This window comes from Burkholderia sp. HMSC10F09 (assembly GCF_001806955.1).
Lineage (GTDB): Bacteria > Pseudomonadota > Gammaproteobacteria > Burkholderiales > Burkholderiaceae > Burkholderia > Burkholderia multivorans.
Genome location: NZ_KV786866.1, coordinates 1 through 16,829, shown reverse-complemented (window position 1 = coordinate 16,829; position 16,829 = coordinate 1). Strand labels below are relative to the sequence as shown.

At 67.9% G+C, this 16,829-nt stretch carries 15 protein-coding genes and 1 other RNA gene; 8 read left to right on the top strand and 8 right to left on the bottom strand.

All coding sequences use genetic code 11. The annotated features are described in order from the left end of the window. Positions 1 to 216: 216 nt before the first annotated feature. From HMPREF3115_RS23925 to lipA, 6 genes are all read left to right on the top strand, one after another. Positions 217 to 1,275 carry an ATP-NAD kinase family protein gene (locus tag HMPREF3115_RS23925; RefSeq protein ID WP_070556364.1) on the top strand — a complete coding sequence of 353 codons (1,059 nt, stop codon included), beginning with the start codon at positions 217 to 219 and terminating at the stop codon, positions 1,273 to 1,275. A 50-nt stretch (positions 1,276 to 1,325) separates the two neighbouring features. After that, positions 1,326 to 2,102, top strand: coding sequence for an SDR family NAD(P)-dependent oxidoreductase (locus HMPREF3115_RS23920; protein ID WP_006409105.1), 777 nt, complete (start codon positions 1,326 to 1,328; stop codon positions 2,100 to 2,102). A 97-nt stretch (positions 2,103 to 2,199) separates the two neighbouring features. Further along, positions 2,200 to 3,183, top strand: a complete 984-nt coding sequence (locus tag HMPREF3115_RS23915; protein WP_006407815.1) for a thiamine pyrophosphate-dependent dehydrogenase E1 component subunit alpha — start codon at positions 2,200 to 2,202, stop codon at positions 3,181 to 3,183. A 64-nt stretch (positions 3,184 to 3,247) separates the two neighbouring features. Next, positions 3,248 to 4,252, top strand: coding sequence for an alpha-ketoacid dehydrogenase subunit beta (locus tag HMPREF3115_RS23910; protein ID WP_006402333.1), 1,005 nt, complete (start codon positions 3,248 to 3,250; stop codon positions 4,250 to 4,252). 4 nt (positions 4,253 to 4,256) lie between these two features. Beyond that, positions 4,257 to 5,372, top strand: coding sequence for an acetoin dehydrogenase dihydrolipoyllysine-residue acetyltransferase subunit (locus HMPREF3115_RS23905; protein WP_070556363.1), 1,116 nt, complete (start codon positions 4,257 to 4,259; stop codon positions 5,370 to 5,372). Positions 5,373 to 5,374: 2 nt separating this feature from the next. Continuing rightward, positions 5,375 to 6,340, top strand: a complete 966-nt coding sequence (gene lipA, locus HMPREF3115_RS23900) for a lipoyl synthase (RefSeq protein ID WP_006407817.1) — start codon at positions 5,375 to 5,377, stop codon at positions 6,338 to 6,340. 11 nt (positions 6,341 to 6,351) lie between these two features. Here lipA and HMPREF3115_RS23895 read toward each other — a convergent pair whose 3' ends face one another. The 8 genes from HMPREF3115_RS23895 to trxA form a co-directional block, all read right to left on the bottom strand. After that, positions 6,352 to 7,707 (bottom strand): MATE family efflux transporter, encoded by a 1,356-nt coding sequence (locus tag HMPREF3115_RS23895; RefSeq protein WP_070556362.1) that lies wholly within the window; start codon positions 7,705 to 7,707, stop codon positions 6,352 to 6,354. Between the two features lie 2 nt (positions 7,708 to 7,709). Next, positions 7,710 to 9,467 carry an ArnT family glycosyltransferase gene (locus HMPREF3115_RS23890; RefSeq protein ID WP_170933520.1) on the bottom strand — a complete coding sequence of 586 codons (1,758 nt, stop codon included), beginning with the start codon at positions 9,465 to 9,467 and terminating at the stop codon, positions 7,710 to 7,712. Between the two features lie 211 nt (positions 9,468 to 9,678). Next, positions 9,679 to 9,942 (bottom strand): type B 50S ribosomal protein L31, encoded by a 264-nt coding sequence (locus HMPREF3115_RS23885; protein WP_006402343.1) that lies wholly within the window; start codon positions 9,940 to 9,942, stop codon positions 9,679 to 9,681. Positions 9,943 to 10,098: 156 nt separating this feature from the next. Next, positions 10,099 to 10,932 (bottom strand): M90 family metallopeptidase, encoded by an 834-nt coding sequence (locus HMPREF3115_RS23880; RefSeq protein ID WP_006409107.1) that lies wholly within the window; start codon positions 10,930 to 10,932, stop codon positions 10,099 to 10,101. Between the two features lie 38 nt (positions 10,933 to 10,970). Continuing rightward, positions 10,971 to 12,527, bottom strand: coding sequence for an MFS transporter (locus HMPREF3115_RS23875; protein ID WP_070556361.1), 1,557 nt, complete (start codon positions 12,525 to 12,527; stop codon positions 10,971 to 10,973). Continuing rightward, on the bottom strand, positions 12,524 to 13,021 hold the full coding sequence (locus HMPREF3115_RS23870; RefSeq protein ID WP_070556356.1) for a MerR family transcriptional regulator: 498 nt from the start codon (positions 13,019 to 13,021) through the stop codon (positions 12,524 to 12,526). Before HMPREF3115_RS23870 ends, HMPREF3115_RS23875 begins: the two co-directional genes overlap by 4 nt. Before the next feature lie 123 nt (positions 13,022 to 13,144). Next, positions 13,145 to 14,407 carry a transcription termination factor Rho gene (gene rho / locus HMPREF3115_RS23865; RefSeq protein WP_006402347.1) on the bottom strand — a complete coding sequence of 421 codons (1,263 nt, stop codon included), beginning with the start codon at positions 14,405 to 14,407 and terminating at the stop codon, positions 13,145 to 13,147. A gap of 196 nt (positions 14,408 to 14,603) precedes the next feature. Further along, complete coding sequence (trxA, locus tag HMPREF3115_RS23860; protein ID WP_006402348.1) at positions 14,604 to 14,930, bottom strand: thioredoxin TrxA; 327 nt, start codon at positions 14,928 to 14,930, stop codon at positions 14,604 to 14,606. 404 nt (positions 14,931 to 15,334) lie between these two features. Here trxA and ffs point away from each other — a divergent pair. Together ffs and dnaX are read left to right on the top strand one after the other, a co-directional pair. Further along, positions 15,335 to 15,433: signal recognition particle sRNA small type (gene ffs, locus HMPREF3115_RS23855), an RNA gene on the top strand. Between the two features lie 239 nt (positions 15,434 to 15,672). Next, positions 15,673 to 16,829, top strand: a 1,157-nt coding sequence (gene dnaX, locus HMPREF3115_RS23850) for a DNA polymerase III subunit gamma/tau (protein WP_070556354.1), incomplete at its 3' end; no start/stop codon positions are given.

The following is a 16,829-nucleotide window of genomic DNA, read 5'->3' as shown; positions in this document are numbered from 1 at the left end:
CATTCGCATGCCGCGCGCGGCCGCCGCGCCAGCGCCGGCGCGGGTGCCGCGCCGATCGCGCGCATGCTGGCACATCGCTTGCAGAGATCACGGGCAAGACCGGCGCGATGGCGTCGGCGACGACGATCCGCGGCCCTTCGCAGGCCGCGGACGTAACGCAGGGCCGCCGCGGGCGCGACAGCGCCGGCGCCGGCCGACTGGATGGAGACAAAGCCCGTGACGACGCCCGTTACCGTCGGCGTGATCGCGAACCCCGCTTCGGGGCGCGACATTCGCCGCCTCACCACGCATGCATCGGTGTTTCCGACCGCCGAGAAGGCGAACATGATCGTGCGCCTGCTGGCCGGCCTCGGCGCGATGGGCGTCGAGCGCGTGCTGACGCTGCGCGACCGCACCGGCATCGCGACGCTGCTGCTGCGCGCACTCGATACGCATCGTGCGGTGGGCGGCGACGCGCGCTGGCCGGACGTCCAATTCGTCGACCTGCCGATCACCGATACGGTCGCCGACACGCATGCGGGCGCCGCTTATCTGCATCGCCACGAAGTTGCGCTGATCGTCGTGCTCGGCGGCGACGGCACGCATCGTGCGGTCGCCGCCCATTGCGGCACGACACCGCTCGTCGCGCTGTCGACCGGCACCAACAACGCGTTTCCCGAGCAGCGCGAGGCGACCGTCGCCGGCGTCGCGGCCGGTCTCGCCGCCACTGGCGCGGTGCCGCCCGACGTCGCGTTCGCGCGCAACAAGCGGCTCGTCGTGCGCTGCGCGGCCGGCCCGCAGCCGGGGCGCGAGGAGATCGCGCTCGTCGACGTCTGCGCCGCACGGCAGCGCTTCGTCGGCGCACGCGCGATCTCGGGGCCCGACGACATCGACACGCTTTATCTGACCTTCGCGGAGCCGGACGGCATCGGGCTGTCGGCGCTCGGCGGCGCGTGGGCGCCGCTCGAGCGCAGCGCGCCGCACGGGCTCGCGATGCGTTTCGCCGGCGAAGGGAAGACGGCCGGCACACCGCTCGTCGCACCGATCGCGCCGGGCCGCGTCGACCGCGTCGTGATGCGCAGCTGCGAACGGCTCGAGCCGAACGCGTGGCAGCCGATTCCATTCGAGCACGGCACGCTCGCGTTCGACGGCGAACGCGAGATCGAAGTCGCGCGCGGCGACCGCTACGAGATCGCGCTCGACTGGCGCGGCCCGCTCACCGTCGACGTCGGCCGCACGCTGCGCTACGCGGCGTCGCGTCAGCTGCTGCGCGACGTTCCCGCATGGCGCAACTGAACGCACCGACGCGCATGCATAGCTTTTCCCATTCACGAGGAGACAGTGCCATGACAACCGCTCTCGAAGGACAGGTCGCGATCGTCACCGGCGGCGCGCGCGGCATCGGCCGCGGAATCGCGCTGACGCTCGCCGGCGCGGGCGCCGACATTCTGCTCGCCGATCTGCTCGACGACGCGCTCGATTCCACGGCGCGCGAAGTGCGTGCGCTCGGCCGCCGTGCGGCGGTCGCGAAGGTCGACGTCACGCAGTCCGCGCAGGTCGACGCGATGGTCGCGCAGGCGCTTGCCGAACTCGGCCGGCTCGACATCCTCGTCAACTGCGCAGGCGTGATCAGCATCCACCCGGTCGACCAGCTGAGCGAGCGCGACTGGGATTTCGTGATGGATGTGAACGCGAAGGGCACGTTTCTCGGCTGCCGCGCGGCGCTGCCGCATCTGAAGACGCAACGCAGCGGCCGGATCGTCAACGTCGCGTCGATTGCCGGCAAGGAAGGCTTTCCGAATCTCGCGCACTACAGCGCCTCGAAGTTCGCGGTCGTCGGCTTCACGAACGCGCTCGCGAAGGAAGTCGCGCGCGACGGCATCACCGTCAACGCGATCTGCCCGGGCATCGTGCGCACCTACATGTGGGACCGGCTTTCCGACGAATGGAAGGCGGACGGCGAGTCGGTCGAGGAATCGTGGCAGCGGCATCAGCTGACGCTGATTCCGCAAGGCCGCGCGCAGACGCCCGAAGACATGGGCCGCCTCGCGCTGTTCTTCGCGACGATGGACAACGTGACCGGGCAGGCCGTGAACGTCGACGGCGGCTTCACGTTTCACTGACGGCCGCAACCGGCACGCGCGGGCCGCAGTCGCGCAATCCGTTGCCGCGGCAGCGCCGCGGCGGCATTCGCAGTCAGACCAACCCAAGGAGACACACATGTCCGTTTCGACACAGCTCAGCAGGGACACGCTGCTGGAGGCATACCGGCTGATGCGCACGATTCGCGAATTCGAGGAGCGCCTGCACGTCGAGTTCGCGACCGGCGAGATTCCCGGCTTCGTTCACCTGTATGCGGGCGAGGAGGCGTCCGCGGTCGGCACGATGCTGCACCTCGGCGTCGCCGACTACGTCGCGACGACGCACCGCGGCCACGGCCACTGCATCGCGAAGGGCGTCGACGTGCGCGGGATGATGGCCGAAATCTACGGGAAGAAGACCGGCGTCTGTCACGGCAAGGGCGGCTCGATGCACATCGCCGACCTGTCGATGGGGATGCTCGGCGCCAACGGGATCGTGGGCGCCGGCGGCCCGCTCGTTTGCGGCGCGGCGCTCGCGGCCAAGCAGAAGAAGACGGGCGGCGTCGGCGTCTGCTTCTTCGGCGACGGCGCATCGAACCAGGGCGTGATCTTCGAATCGATGAACCTCGCGTCGGTGTGGCGGCTGCCCGCGATCTTCGTCGCCGAGAACAACGGCTACGCGGAAGCGACCTCGTCGAGCTGGTCGGTCGCGACCGACAACATCGCCGATCGCGCGAACGGCTTCGGCATGCCGGGCGTGATCGTCGACGGCTTCGACTTCTTTGCCGTGCACGAGGCGCTCGGCGAAGCCGTCGAGCGCGCGCGCAACGGCGGCGGCCCAACGCTCGTCGAGGTGAAGTTCTCGCGCTACTTCGGCCACTTCGAAGGCGACGCGCAGACCTATCGCGCGCCCGGCGAAGTGCAGAAGCTGCGCGACGAGAAGGACTGCCTGAAGCATTTCGAATCGCGCGTCGTGCGCGCCGAAGTGCTGACGACGGACGAGCTGCGCGCAGTCGACGCGCAGGTGAAGGCGCTGATCGACGACGCGGTGGCCGAAGCGAAGGCCGCGCCGCTGCCGGATGCGGCCGACCTGCTGACCGACGTCTACGTGTCGTATCCGTGAGCGCGGCCGAACCGCGCGCAATGCAGCGGCCGACACGGCGAACCGAACATTCCAGGAGACAGACATGGCAAGGAAGATCACTTATTCGCAGGCGATCAACGAGGCGCTCGCGCAGGAGATGGCGCGCGACGACAGCGTGATCGTGATGGGCGAGGACAATGCGGGCGGCGCGGGCGCGCCCGGCGAGGACGACGCATGGGGCGGCGTGCTCGGCGTGACGAAGGGGTTGTTCCACAAGTTTCCGGGCCGCGTGCTCGACACGCCGCTGTCCGAAGGCGGCTACATCGGCGCGGCGGTCGGCGCCGCCGCGTGCGGGATGCGGCCCGTTGCCGAGCTGATGTTCGTCGACTTCATGGGCGTGTGCTTCGACCAGATCTTCAACCAGGCCGCGAAATTCCGCTACATGTTCGGCGGCAAGGCCGTCACGCCGGTCGTGATCCGCGCGATGTACGGCGCGGGCCTGCGCGCGGCCGCGCAGCACTCGCAGATGCTCACGTCGCTGTTTACGCACATTCCGGGGCTGAAGGTCGTGTGCCCGTCGACGCCGTACGACGCGAAGGGGCTGCTGATCCAGTCGATCCGCGACAACGATCCGGTGATCTTCCTCGAGCACAAGCTGCTCTACACGCGCGAAGGCGACGTGCCCGAGGAATCCTATGCCATTCCGTTCGGCGAGGCGAACGTCGTGCGCGACGGCGACGACGCGACGATCGTCACCTACGGCCGGATGGTGCATGTCGCGATGGACGCCGCCGCGAAGCTCGCGAAGGACGGCATTCAGGTCGACGTGATCGACCTGCGCACGACGTCGCCGCTCGACGAGGAAACGATTCTCGAAAGCGCGGCACGCACCGGGCGCGTGGTGGTCGTCGACGAAGCGAACCCGCGCTGCTCGATCGCGACCGACATCGCCGCGCTCGTCGCGCAGCGCGCGTTCCGTTCGCTGCAGGCGCCGATCGAGCTCGTGACCGCGCCGCACACGCCCGCGCCGTTCGCCGGCGTGCTCGAGGACCTGTATATCCCGTCTGCCGATGCAATCGCGCAGGCCGTGCTGAAAACGAGGAGCTGAGACGATGTCGATTCACATGATCACGATGCCCAAGTGGGGGCTGTCGATGGAGCAGGGGCAGGTCAACGGCTGGCTGAAGGCGGTCGGCGAACGCGTGTCGAAGGGCGACGAGGTGCTCGACGTCGAAACCGACAAGATCTCGTCGGGCGTCGAATGCGCATTCGACGGCACGCTGCGCCGGCAGGTCGCTCAGGAGGGCGAAACGCTGCCGGTCGGCGCGCTGCTCGGCGTGGTCGCCGCGGCCGACGTAAGCGATGCCGACATCGACGCGGCGATCGCGGCATTCCAGCGCGACTACACGCCGAGCGCGGCGGCCGACGAAGCGGCCGGCCCACAACCGGAGAAGGCGCAGATCGGCGGCCGCACGATGCGCTTCCTGAAGCTCGGCGACGGCGCCGGCACGCCGGCCGTGCTGATCCACGGCTTCGGCGGCGACCTGAACAACTGGCTGTTCAACCATGCGGAACTGGCGGCGCACCGGCCGGTGTGGGCGCTCGATCTGCCCGGTCACGGCGAGTCGGGCAAGGCGGTCGAGAGCGGCAGCCTCGACGAGCTGGCCGACGCCGTGCTGGCGCTGCTCGACGCGAAGGACATCGAGCGTGCGCACCTGATCGGCCATTCGATGGGCGGCGCGGTCGCGATGACGGTCGCCGAGCGTGCGCCGGCGCGCGTCGCGTCGCTGACGCTGATCGCGAGCGCAGGCCTCGGTGCCGAGATCAACCGCGACTACATCGACGGCTTCGTCGCCGGCAACAGCCGCAATACGCTGAAGCCGCATCTCGGCGCGCTGTTCGCGGACAGCGCGCTCGTCACGCGACAGCTCGTCGACGATCTCGTCAAATACAAGCGGCTCGAAGGCGTGCAGGCCGCGCTCGAGAAGATCGCGAACGCCGCGTTCGACGGCGCGACGCAGCGGCGCGTGTTCCGCGACCGGCTTGCGTCGCTCGCGCCGCGCACGCTCGTGATCTGGGGCGAGCGCGACCAGGTGATTCCGGCGCAGCACGCGCAGGGTTTGCCGGACGGCGTGCGCACCGAGCTGATCGCCGGCAGCGGGCACATGGTGCAGATGGAAGCGGCGGCCGACGTGAACCGGCTGATCGTCGCGTTTCTCGGAGACTGACGATGGCTGCCGCGCTCGAACGACCCAGCCTCACCGCGCTCGGCCAGCCGGGCGCGCGCAGCCGCGACAAGCTCGCGCGCATTCCCGTGCGGGTCGAGCTCGCCGACGGTACGGCGCTGCCCAAGCCGCCGTGGCTGCGCGCACGGCCGATGATGAGCGCGGCCGTCGCCGACATGGCGGCCGTGCTGCGCGCGCATCGGCTGCATTCCGTATGCGAGGAAGCGATGTGTCCGAACATCGGCGAATGTTTTGCGCAGCGCACGGCGACCTTCATGATCATGGGCGGGCTCTGTACGCGCCGCTGCCCGTTCTGCGACGTCGCGCACGGCCGTCCGGAGCCGCTCGATCCGGACGAGCCCGCCCGGCTCGCGGAGGCGGTCGCCGCGCTCGCGCTGCGCTACGTCGTGATCACGTCGGTCGACCGCGACGATCTGCGCGACGGCGGCGCCGCGCATTTCGCCGCCTGCATCGCGGCGGTGCGCGCGAGCGTGCCGGGGATCGGCGTCGAGGTGCTGGTGCCCGATTTCCGCGGCCGCATCGATCGTGCGCTCGACGCGCTGTCGCAGGCATGGCCCGACGTGTTCAACCACAACATCGAGACGGTGCCCTCGCTGTATCGCGCGGCGCGGCCCGGCGCCGACTATCGCGGCTCGCTCGATCTGCTCGCGCGTGCGAAGGGCGCGCGGCCGGCGCTCGTCACGAAATCGGGATTGATGCTCGGGCTCGGCGAAGGCGACGACGAGGTGCGCGCGACGATGCGCGACCTGCGCGCGCACGGTGTCGACGTCCTGACGCTCGGCCAGTATCTCGCGCCGTCCGCGCATCATCTGCCGGTGCGGCGCTACGTGAGCCCGGAGGCGTTCGCGGCATGGCGCGACGAGGGGCTGGCGCTCGGTTTCGCGGAAGTGGTCGCCGGCCCGCTCGTGCGCTCCTCGTATCACGCGGCAGACGTGCTGTTGCCCGCGTAGCGGGCCGTGGCTCAGGTGCCGGCGGACACGTGCAGGCGGCTCACGCGGCGCAGGTACAGCGCGAGCCCGACGCCCGCGAGCATCAGGCTGACCGTGTTCGCGAACCAGAAGCCGCGCGCGCCGACGAGCGACGCGGGCGCGATGCCGCCGACGTCGAAGCCGAGCAGATAGCCGCCGCCGAGGCCGACGCCCCAGAGCGCGACCGCGTAGATCACGGTCGGCACGACCGCGACCTTGTACGCGCGCAGCACGAACGCGGAGGTAATCTGCAGCGCGTCGAAGAAGTCGTAGCAGGTCACGATCGCGACGAGCGGCATCGCGGCGGCCGCGACGGCCGGATTCGGCGTGTAGCCGCCGATGATCAACGGCCGCAGCACGAACACGAGCACGCCGTACGCGGCGGCGATCGCGCAGGCGAGGATCACGCCGTGCCGGCCGAGCAGCCGCGCTTCGTCGGGCCGGCCCGCACCGAGCGCGCGCGCGACGAGCGTCGAGGCGGCGACGCCGATCGACAACGGCGTCATGTACAGCACGGCGCCGACGTTGCCGGCGATCTGGTGGCCGGCCAGCGTCGTCGTGCCGAACTGCGCGATGAACAGCGCCATGCAGGTGTACGACGTGACTTCGATCAGGTAGGACAGCCCCATCGGCACGCCGAGTTTCAGCAGCGCTTTCTGGCGCGTCCAGACGGGCCAGCAGAAGCGCGAGAAGATCGCGAGCGGCGCGAACACGTCGAGCCTCGCGAGCAGCGCGAAGCCGATCAGCGCGAGCGCCCAGTTGATCAGCGTGCTGGCGAGCCCGCAGCCGGCGCCGCCGAGCGCCGGTATGCCGAAGCCGCCGAAGATGAACCAGACGTTGAGCGGAAACTTCAGCAGCAGTGCGCCGATCTGCAGGATCATCGCGAGCCGCGGCTTGCCGGCCGCGTTGGTCAACGCGTTGTAAATGCGGAATACGAGGCTCGCCGGCAGCCCGTACGACAGGATGCGCAGATAGTCGACGGTGCGGTCGTGAAGCGCCGGCGGCGCGTGCGCGACGCGCAGCTGCGGTTCGGGAAAATGCAGCAACAGGAAGCCGGGTGTCGCGAGCAGCCCGGCGAGCCACAGCGCCTGGCGCACTTCCTCGCCGATCTCGGCATAGCGCCGCGCGCCGTAGAGCTGGCCCGCGATCGGCTGCAGCGCGGACAGGATGCCGGTCAGCCCGATATAGACGGACACGTAGATCGACGAGCCGAGCCCGAGCGCGGCGAGGTCGACGGCCGAATAGCGGCCGACCATCGCGGTGTCGATCACGCCGAACGCGATGATCGCGAGCTGGCCGACGAGCACCGGCCACGCGAGACCGACGATGCGACGGATGTCCGCGAACATCGTCAACCGGCCGCCCGGCGATGCGGCGCGCGCCGCTTGACCGGCGTCTTCGGCCGCTCGATGCGCTCATACAGGCGGAAGCGCTCGTCGCGGTCGGCGACGCGGCGGCCTTCCCATACGAGACGCCACACGAATTGCGACATTGCGCTCGGCTCGCCGAAGTCCGCGCGGTCCTGGCGCAGGATCACGTCGCAGTCTTCGGTGAAATCGAAGTGCATGTTGCCGAAATAGGCGAACGTCGCGATCTGCGCATCGCCGAGCCGCACGGGCGAAATGCATTGGTAGTCGGCCGGCAGGTGCGTCGCGATCTGCTGCGCGACGTCGCGGTAGGTCCGGCCGTAGTTGACGATCGGCAGCCACAGCGTCATCAGCAGCACCCACATCAGCGTGGTGCCCGCGCCCGACAGCACGACGCTGCGCCAGAGCACCTTCGGCTGCCGCGAGATGCGCCAGCGCGCGAGCACGCACCAGCACACCGTGACGACGACCGCACAGGCGAACGACAGCGCGTTGAAATGCGGCTCGTAGCCCGGCAGCAGCCGCCCGAGGTTGCGCGCGAGCGGATGCGGGAAACCGGTCAGCGAGGCGAGCCACACGAGCCACACGAAGGTGCCGAGGATCGTGAAGCTGAGCACCGCGAACCAGTCGATCGCGTTGATCGCGCCGCGCTTGAGCGTCGGCAGCGCGAACGTCGCGAGCACCGCGAGCGGCGGCAGCAGCAGCATGTACATGCGGTTCGACTGCTGGCTTTGCAGGATCACGAGCGCGACGAGCGGCACGACGACCGACAGCGGAATCGCGATGTGCGCGCGCCGGCGCATTCCGGCCCAGCTCCACCACGCCCAGATCGCGAGCGGCCATGCGGGCCACGTAAACAGCGGCAGGTTCTTCGCCGCATAGCCGAGCACCGCGGTCGGCGGGCCCGAGAAGCGCATCAGGCTGCCGTGGATCCACTGGTTGAAGAACCACGCGGCGTCGTCGGGCGCTGCGATGAACGCGGCGACCGGCCACAGCGCGAAGATCGCGATCGCGACCGGCACGCCGACGAGCGGCAGGCGCAGGTTGCGCATCTCGGGCGTGACGAGCCACAGCGCGGCCGTGCCGGCGAGCAGCGCGACGACGAGCACCGGGTTGCCCGACAAGCCGACGAGGCCGATCGCCGCACCCCAGCAGAGCGCGCCTTGCAGCGGCTTGTCGATGCCGCGCACGATGCCGTAGACGAGCATCGCGATCCACGCGAACTGCGCGAGCTGCGGTGTCGTTTCGTGTCCGCGCTCCGCGAGGCCGAAGCACGCGACGAGGATCAGCAGCGCGCCGTCGGCGAGCGTGCGGCCGTAGTCGCGCGGCTCGGGCTCGCCGCCGAACGCGTATTTGAACGGCTGGACTTCGGCGCGTCGGCCGAGCAGGTAGGCCGCATACCAGACGAACGCGCACGCGACGCAGAACCAGATGCCGGTATCGACGCGCGACGCGTTGCTCGCATCGACCCAGGGCGCCAGCGCGCGGATCGACAGCGCGCCGAGCCAGTAGCCGAGCGGCCCGTCGCTCGTGATGAACTTGCCGACGAGGTTCGGCAGCAGCCAGTCGTCGTGGTGGCCGGTCGCCATCGTCCACATTACGCCGAAGCCCGCCGCGTCCTCGTTCTTCCACGGATCTCGGCCGAACAGGCCGAACGCCGCGTAGACGAAGCAAAGCGTGAGCAGCAGCCAGCGCGGCAGCGCGCGCGTGGCGGAGGCGGTGAGACGGACGACAGGCTTCATGCAGATGAACGATGTGTGATGAGCGGGCGGCCGCGCGGCCGGGCCGGTTTCGAGCATCCGGCATTGTAGACGCGCGCACGCGCGCGCGGCAGATCATGGCGGGCTCGCGGGCCGGGCCGTGTGCCGGACGCGCGGAGACAAAAAAGGGCAGCCGAGGCTGCCCTTTTGTGCGGAGACCGGTGCGTTGCAGCCACCGGCTGCGGTGCGAAGCTTACTTCGCGACCTTGCCGCTTGCGCGCGAACCGAACTTGTTCTTGAACTTCTCGACGCGGCCGGCCGTGTCCATGATCTTTTGCTGACCCGTGTAGAACGAGTGCGATTCCGACGACACTTCGATCTTCGCGAGCGGGTAGGTCTTGCCTTCGAGCTCGATGGTTTCGCGCGTCTGGATCGTCGAACGCGTGATGAACTTGAAGCCGTTCGACATGTCTTGGAAGACGACTTCGCGGTAATCCGGGTGAATGCCAGGTTTCATGATTTTCCTTGGTGAGAGCGGTAGCCAACCCGCCGCTTGCCGTGCCGATTGGCGCGCTGTGCGCGTATCGGCGACCGTCAAGCCCGGCGCGAGCCACTTGCCTAAGGTCGAAAAACGGCGATTATGCCAGAAAATCAGACGGTTGACGAATAATTTTCACGCCGCGTCGAGCGCGCCCGCGCGCGCCGGATCTTGCCGGTAGTAGCGGGCGAGCAGCCGGTACAGCTCCGGAAATTCGGACTCGAACGCTTGCGGCCGCACGAACAGCGCTTCGCTGCAAACCGCAAAGAACTCGGACGGATGGTCGGCCGCGTACGGATCGATCAGGGAGTCGCGCTCGAAGCGCGCCCAGGCGCGGTCCGGCACGGCGTCGACGCGCGCGCAGAACTGGTCGTATGCGTTGTCGAACACGTCGGCCCAGGTCTGCGCATCGAGGTGCGGCGCATGCCAGCGGCGAAACAGCGGCGGGTAGCCGTCGGCCGCGCCGTTGACCATGTCGATCTTGTGCGCGAATTCGTGGATCACGACGTTGTACGCGTCGCGGCCGTCGGTCATCTGCGCGTCTTCCCACGACAGGATCACGGGGCCGCCTTCCCACGCCTCGCCGCTCGCATCCTGCTCGACCTCGTGCACGACGCCGTCCTCGTCCTGCACGGTCTTGCGGATCACGAACTCGCCCGGATACACCACGACGCCGACCCAGCCGTCGTAGAGCGACAGATCGAGATTCAGCACGGGCAGGCACGCCTGCGCGGCGATCGCGACGATCATCGCGTCGGTCAGCTCGAGCCCGTGCGCCGTGGAGAACGATTTCTTCGCGATGAACAGGCTCGTCAGTTCGCGCAGCCGGCCGAGATCGTCGGGCGACAACGCGTCGAGGAACGGCAGGCGTGCCACGGTGTCGTGCCACAGCGTGTCCGGAATCGGATGGCTGCGCAGCGCGCGATCGCGGCGGCGATCGTCGAGCCAGCGGGTCAGTTTCGAAAGCATGGAGGCGGCGCGCGGAAATCCAAAGCCTGTCTTTTAACTCAATCGATCTCTTTTTGCCATGCCGCGAACACGCCGCCGACGAGCGCGACGCCGGCGAGGAAGTAGAAGCCGTCGAGCGAGGCGAGAAACGACGCCTGCTGCGCGACCATCCGCGCGATCGACGCGACGGCGAGGCCGTGCGCTTCGGTCGCCGCGTGGCCGGCCGCCGCATAACCGTTCGCGAGCGTGTCGAGCGTCTGCCGGAACAGCGGGTCGAACACGTTCGCGCGTTCGACGAGCCGCGTCTGGTGCACCGCGAGCCGATGTTGCTCGACGATGATCACCGACGACGTCGCGAACGTGATCGTCAGCTGCCGCACGATGTTCTTGAGCCGATAGCCGTGCGTGTACTCGTCGATCGCGAAGATCCGGAACGTGAGGTTCGCGACCGGCAGCACGATGAACAGCAGCAGCAGGCCGCGCAACAGCAGCGGCACGACGAGCGCGGCCTCGCCGACTTGCGGCGTGAGCCGCGTCATCCATAGCGTCGCGACGATCGCGATCGCGAAGCCCGGCACGACGAACCATTTCTTGTGCGCGACGTGCTTCGCGTAGCGCAGGTACGCGAACAGCGCGGTGGCCGAAATCAGCGACATCGTGCCGACGAGCCGCCCGGCGTTCTCGACCGGATAGCCGAGCCCCGATTCGAGAAAGCGCGACGACAGATAGCTGAAGCCCGTCGACTCGTAGTAATAGAACATGTAGAGCAGCAGGCCGATCTGGAACGTGCGCTCGCGCAGCGCGTGCAGCCGCACGAGCGGCGTCGGGTGGTTCCACTGCTGATACGCGAACCAGGCGAGCGCGCCGAGCCCCGCGGCGGTCAGGCCGATCAGCATCGGCGAGCCGCTGTACAGCTGGTAGTGCACCTGCTGCATCACGATCTGCAGCGCGCCTTGCGCGAGCGCGAATACGACGTACGGCCAGAAGTGTCCGGAGCCGCGTTCGTCGTCCGGCGTGCGGCCCGAGTCGGGCAGCGTGAGCAGCGCGAGGATCGCGAACGCGATGCCGGCCGGCGCCGTGCACGCGAACAGTGCGCGCCACGTCGAATGCGCGACGAACAGCCCGCCGACGATCGGCGCGAGCGCGCTGCCGAGCAGGATCATGATCAGGAACGCGCGCGTCGCGGGCGGCCTCGTCTGAGGCTTGAAGCTGATCTGGATCAGGATCCGGCACGCGCCCATCATCGGGCCGATGAAGTAGCCCTGAAAGCCGCGCGCGAACGCGAGTTCGAGCGACGTATCGGCGAGCGCGGCCGCGATCGCGCCGAACGAGAACATCAGCATGCAGCCGGCGACGTAGCGGCGATGCCCGAGGCGGTCGACCCACCATTGCTGCTGCAGGATGCCGAGCACGGCCGTGACCGCATACGCGCTCGACGCCCATACGAGTTCGTCCGGCGACGCATTGATGCCGCCCGCGATATAGCTCGCGAAGAACGAGAAGATCGCGTTGTCGAAGTAGTCGAGCCCGGTGACGAGCGCAAGTGCCCAGGGGAACAGGTCCGCGCGCAGGTTCGCGCGGCTCCACAGCGGCGGGCGCCCGGACGTGACGTTCATGCGCGGCCCTTGCCGTGCCGTGCGCCGGCTTCGGCGCGCCGTTGCGCGATCAGTGCATCGGCGTTCTCGCCGGCGAGGCGTCGTTCGACGTAGTCGATGTCGTGCTGCAACTCCTTGCGCAGCGCGACCGCTTCCTTCAGCTCGCGCTGGACGGCCGCGATCCGGCGATCGAGCGTCGCGATCTGCTCGGCGAGCCCTGCGCGGATCTCGCGCAGCGAGGTGTCCGAATAGCGGCGCCGGCCGTCGCCGGTTTCCTCGAGCGGACGCTTGAGCATTTCGGTGATGCCGTGCAGCGAGAAGCCGAGCGCGCGCAATCGCAGGATGCGCGCGAAGCGCTCGAGATCGGCTTCGTCGTACAGGCGGTAGCGGCCCTCGCTGCGCGACGGCGTGACGAGCCCGCGCTCCTCGTAATACTTCAGCGTGCGCGGCGTGACGCCGAGCCGCGCGGCGGCGTCGCCAACGGTCAGCAGCGGGGTGGAGGCGGCATCGGACATGGACGGAGCGCGGATCGTGACGATCCATCATTATAGATCAACCTGTACGTTCACGTTCAGGTTGGCGTGAAAAAACGGCCGCCGGCGCAGGGCGCGGGCGGCCGTCGGGGCGCGCAGCGGCGCTTAGCCGCCGCGGCGCATCAGATCGAAGAACTCGGAGTTGCTCTTCGTCTGGCGGATCTTGTCGAGCAGGAATTCCATCGCTTCGACTTCGTCCATGTCGTGGATGAACTTGCGCAGCACCCAGATCTTCTGAAGGATGTCCGGCTTGATCAGCATTTCCTCGCGGCGCGTGCCCGACTTGTTCAGGTTGATCGACGGATAGACGCGCTTTTCCGCGAGACGGCGCTCGAGGTGCACTTCCATGTTGCCGGTGCCCTTGAACTCTTCGTAGATGACGTCGTCCATGCGGCTGCCGGTTTCGATCAGCGCGGTGCCGATGATCGTCAGCGAGCCGCCTTCCTCGATGTTGCGCGCCGCGCCGAAGAAGCGCTTCGGACGCTGCAGCGCGTTCGCGTCGACACCGCCCGTCAGCACCTTGCCCGACGCCGGGATCACGGTGTTGTAGGCGCGTGCGAGACGCGTGATCGAGTCGAGCAGGATCACGACGTCATGCTTCATTTCGACGAGACGCTTGGCCTTCTCGATCACCATTTCGGCGACCTGCACGTGACGCGTGGCCGGTTCGTCGAACGTCGACGCGATCACTTCGCCCGCGACCGAGCGCTGCATTTCGGTCACTTCTTCGGGGCGCTCGTCGATCAGCAGCACGAACAGGATCACGTCCGGATGGTTCTGCTTGATCGCATGCGCGATGTGCTGAAGCATCACGGTCTTGCCCGACTTCGGCGATGCGACGAGCAGGCCGCGCTGGCCCTTGCCGATCGGCGCGATCATGTCGATGATGCGGCCCGTGACGTTTTCCTCGCCGCGCATTTCGCGCTCGAGCGACAGCGGCTTGTTCGGGTGCAGCGGCGTGAGGTTCTCGAACATGATCTTGTGTTTCGAGGCCTCGGGCGGCTGCCCGTTGACTTTGTCGACCTTCACCAGCGCGAAGTAGCGCTCGCCGTCCTTCGGCGTGCGGACTTCGCCTTCGATCGTGTCGCCGGTGTGCAGGTTGAAGCGGCGGATCTGCGACGGGCTGATGTAGATGTCGTCGGTGCTCGCGAGGTACGACATTTCCGGCGAGCGGAGGAAGCCGAAGCCGTCCGGCAGCACTTCGAGCGTGCCGTCGCCGAAGATCGTCTCTCCCGTCTTGGCGCGCTTTTTGAGAATGGCGAACATCAGCTCCTGCTTGCGCAGGCGGTTCGCGTTTTCGATCTCGAGGCCGTTGGCCATTTCGATCAGTTCGGAGACGTGCAGAGACTTGAGCTCGGATAAATGCATACGGAGAACCCGCCAGGGAGGAGATGCGACGAAAGATATAAAGGGAGGAGGGCGAGCGGAAGCGCTCAGAGACTTAAATGCGTCTTGTAGACGTTTTTTGATTCTAGCATACGCCGATTCGCGCTTGAGCGGCCGATCGGCGGTGCGGCGGCGGACGTGTTGCCGGCTGACAACACGTCCGCGGGACGTGCCGGTATTACAGGTGGCTGTCCAGGAATGCGGTGAGCTGCGACTTCGACAGCGCGCCGACCTTCTGCGCGGCAGCCGCGCCGTTCTTGAACAGGATCAGCGTCGGGATGCCGCGCACGCCGAACTTCGCTGGCGTCGCCTGGTTGTCGTCGACGTTGATCTTCGCGATCTGCAGCTTGTCGCCGTAGTCTTTCGCGACTTCGTCGAGGATCGGGGCGATCATCTTGCAGGGACCGCACCATTCGGCCCAGAAGTCGACGAGGACGGGCTTGTCGGATTTGACGACGTCCTGTTCGAACGATGCGTCGCTGATGTGTTTGATCTGTTCGCTCATTGGGTCAATACCTCTTTCGGTTCGGGGACTGCCTGCTTCGCGCGTTGCGGCGCACCGGCCGCCGAAGCAGCCGGCCGCTGCGGCAGGTAGCTCCGCTCTCCGGGAAAGAAGGGCGTAAGCGCTGCATACCGCGGCTCGCGGGTCGTTCGGGCGTCATATTAGCCTAAATTGCTATCCGTTGCGGGCGGCGATAGTAGCCGCTTTGCAAGTAGGGGTACGACGCGCCGTTCGGCCGCTGCAATCGGCAGGTGGAGGCGTGCACGCAAAATACAAGAGCGCACGGCAAGCGCGAGCGCCGGATGGCAATGCGCCGCGGCACGACCGGCGCGCCATTTATCCGCCGATTTGCGGCGCAGCCGAATAAACGGTCGCATTCGGCGCATAGCGGTGATAGAATACGCCGTGACGGGCCTCCTCGCATGGTGGGCCGGTGAACCTGGTCAGGTCGGGAACGAAGCAGCCACAGCCGTTTTCCGCCAGTGCCGAGGGTCGGGCTCGTCACCTTCCTCCTCGCCCCGTTCGTCGGGCGTTTTTTGTTTCTGCAGTCGATTTTCGTTTCCCCGGTTTTCGCTGTTTCGATGCTGTCAGGTGCAGTCGCGGCCGTGCATCTGGTCGACGATCGTCCTGAGCGTTTCGCCCGTCGCGACGCGTGCGTCGTCAGGCGCCGTCATGCGCCGCGATTGCCGCAGCGCGCGGCGTTTCGCGTGTCGGCGCGCGGCAGCGTTGCTGATACAATTTCCCGATGACCTATCAAGTTCTCGCACGCAAGTGGCGTCCGAAGGATTTCGCTTCGCTCGTCGGCCAGGAGCACGTCGTCAGGGCGCTCACGCACGCGCTCGACGGCGGGCGTCTTCATCACGCGTATCTGTTCACCGGCACCCGCGGCGTCGGCAAGACGACGCTGTCGCGCATCTTCGCGAAGGCGCTCAACTGTGAAACCGGCGTGACGTCGCAGCCGTGCGGTGTCTGCCGTGCGTGCCGCGAGATCGACGAAGGCCGCTTCGTCGACTACGTCGAAATGGATGCTGCGAGTAATCGCGGCGTCGACGAAATGGCCGCGCTGCTCGAGCGCGCGGTGTACGCGCCGGTCGATGCGCGCTTCAAGGTCTACATGATCGACGAAGTGCACATGCTGACGAACCACGCGTTCAACGCGATGCTGAAGACGCTCGAGGAGCCGCCGCCGCATGTGAAGTTCATCCTCGCGACCACCGATCCGCAGAAGATTCCCGTCACGGTGTTGTCGCGCTGCCTGCAGTTCAACCTGAAGCAGATGCCGGCCGGGCACATCGTGTCGCATCTCGAGCGCATTCTCGGCGAAGAGCGCATCGCGTTCGAGCCGCAGGCGCTGCGTCTGCTCGCGCGTGCGGCGCAGGGCAGCATGCGCGACGCGCTGTCGTTGACCGACCAGGCGATCGCCTATTCGGCCAACGAAGTGACCGAAGCGGCGGTGTCGGGCATGCTCGGCGCGCTCGACCAGACTTACATGGTGCGGCTGCTCGATGCGCTCGCGGCCGGCAGCGGTCCCGAGATTCTCGCGATCGCCGACGAAATGTCGCTGCGCAGCCTGTCGTTCTCGACCGCGCTGCAGGATCTCGCGAGCCTGCTGCACCGGATCGCGTGGGCGCAGTTCGCGCCGGGCTCGGTGCTCGACGAATGGCCGGAAGCGGCCGATCTGCGTCGCTTCGCCGAGCTGCTGAGCCCCGAACAGGTGCAGCTGTTCTATCAGATCGCGACGGTCGGCCGCGCGGAACTCGGCCTCGCGCCCGACGAATACGCGGGTTTCACGATGACGCTGCTGCGCATGCTCGCGTTCGAGCCGGCCGTCGGTGCCGGCAGCGCGCCGGGCGGTCAGCCGTCCGTGCCGCGCGCCGTACCGGCGCCGCGTGCGGCTGCCGC

Coding starts and splice junctions, on each gene's coding strand:
- HMPREF3115_RS23920 (WP_006409105.1), top strand. CDS start 1,326: ATGACAACCGCTCTCGAAGGACAGGTCGCGATCGTCACCGGCGGCGCG.
- HMPREF3115_RS23915 (WP_006407815.1), top strand. CDS start 2,200: ATGTCCGTTTCGACACAGCTCAGCAGGGACACGCTGCTGGAGGCATAC.
- HMPREF3115_RS23910 (WP_006402333.1), top strand. CDS start 3,248: ATGGCAAGGAAGATCACTTATTCGCAGGCGATCAACGAGGCGCTCGCG.
- HMPREF3115_RS23905 (WP_070556363.1), top strand. CDS start 4,257: ATGTCGATTCACATGATCACGATGCCCAAGTGGGGGCTGTCGATGGAG.
- lipA (WP_006407817.1), top strand. CDS start 5,375: ATGGCTGCCGCGCTCGAACGACCCAGCCTCACCGCGCTCGGCCAGCCG.
- HMPREF3115_RS23895 (WP_070556362.1), bottom strand. CDS start 7,707: ATGTTCGCGGACATCCGTCGCATCGTCGGTCTCGCGTGGCCGGTGCTC.
- HMPREF3115_RS23890 (WP_170933520.1), bottom strand. CDS start 9,467: ATGAAGCCTGTCGTCCGTCTCACCGCCTCCGCCACGCGCGCGCTGCCG.
- HMPREF3115_RS23885 (WP_006402343.1), bottom strand. CDS start 9,942: ATGAAACCTGGCATTCACCCGGATTACCGCGAAGTCGTCTTCCAAGAC.
- HMPREF3115_RS23880 (WP_006409107.1), bottom strand. CDS start 10,932: ATGCTTTCGAAACTGACCCGCTGGCTCGACGATCGCCGCCGCGATCGC.
- HMPREF3115_RS23875 (WP_070556361.1), bottom strand. CDS start 12,527: ATGAACGTCACGTCCGGGCGCCCGCCGCTGTGGAGCCGCGCGAACCTG.
- HMPREF3115_RS23870 (WP_070556356.1), bottom strand. CDS start 13,021: ATGTCCGATGCCGCCTCCACCCCGCTGCTGACCGTTGGCGACGCCGCC.
- rho (WP_006402347.1), bottom strand. CDS start 14,407: ATGCATTTATCCGAGCTCAAGTCTCTGCACGTCTCCGAACTGATCGAA.
- trxA (WP_006402348.1), bottom strand. CDS start 14,930: ATGAGCGAACAGATCAAACACATCAGCGACGCATCGTTCGAACAGGAC.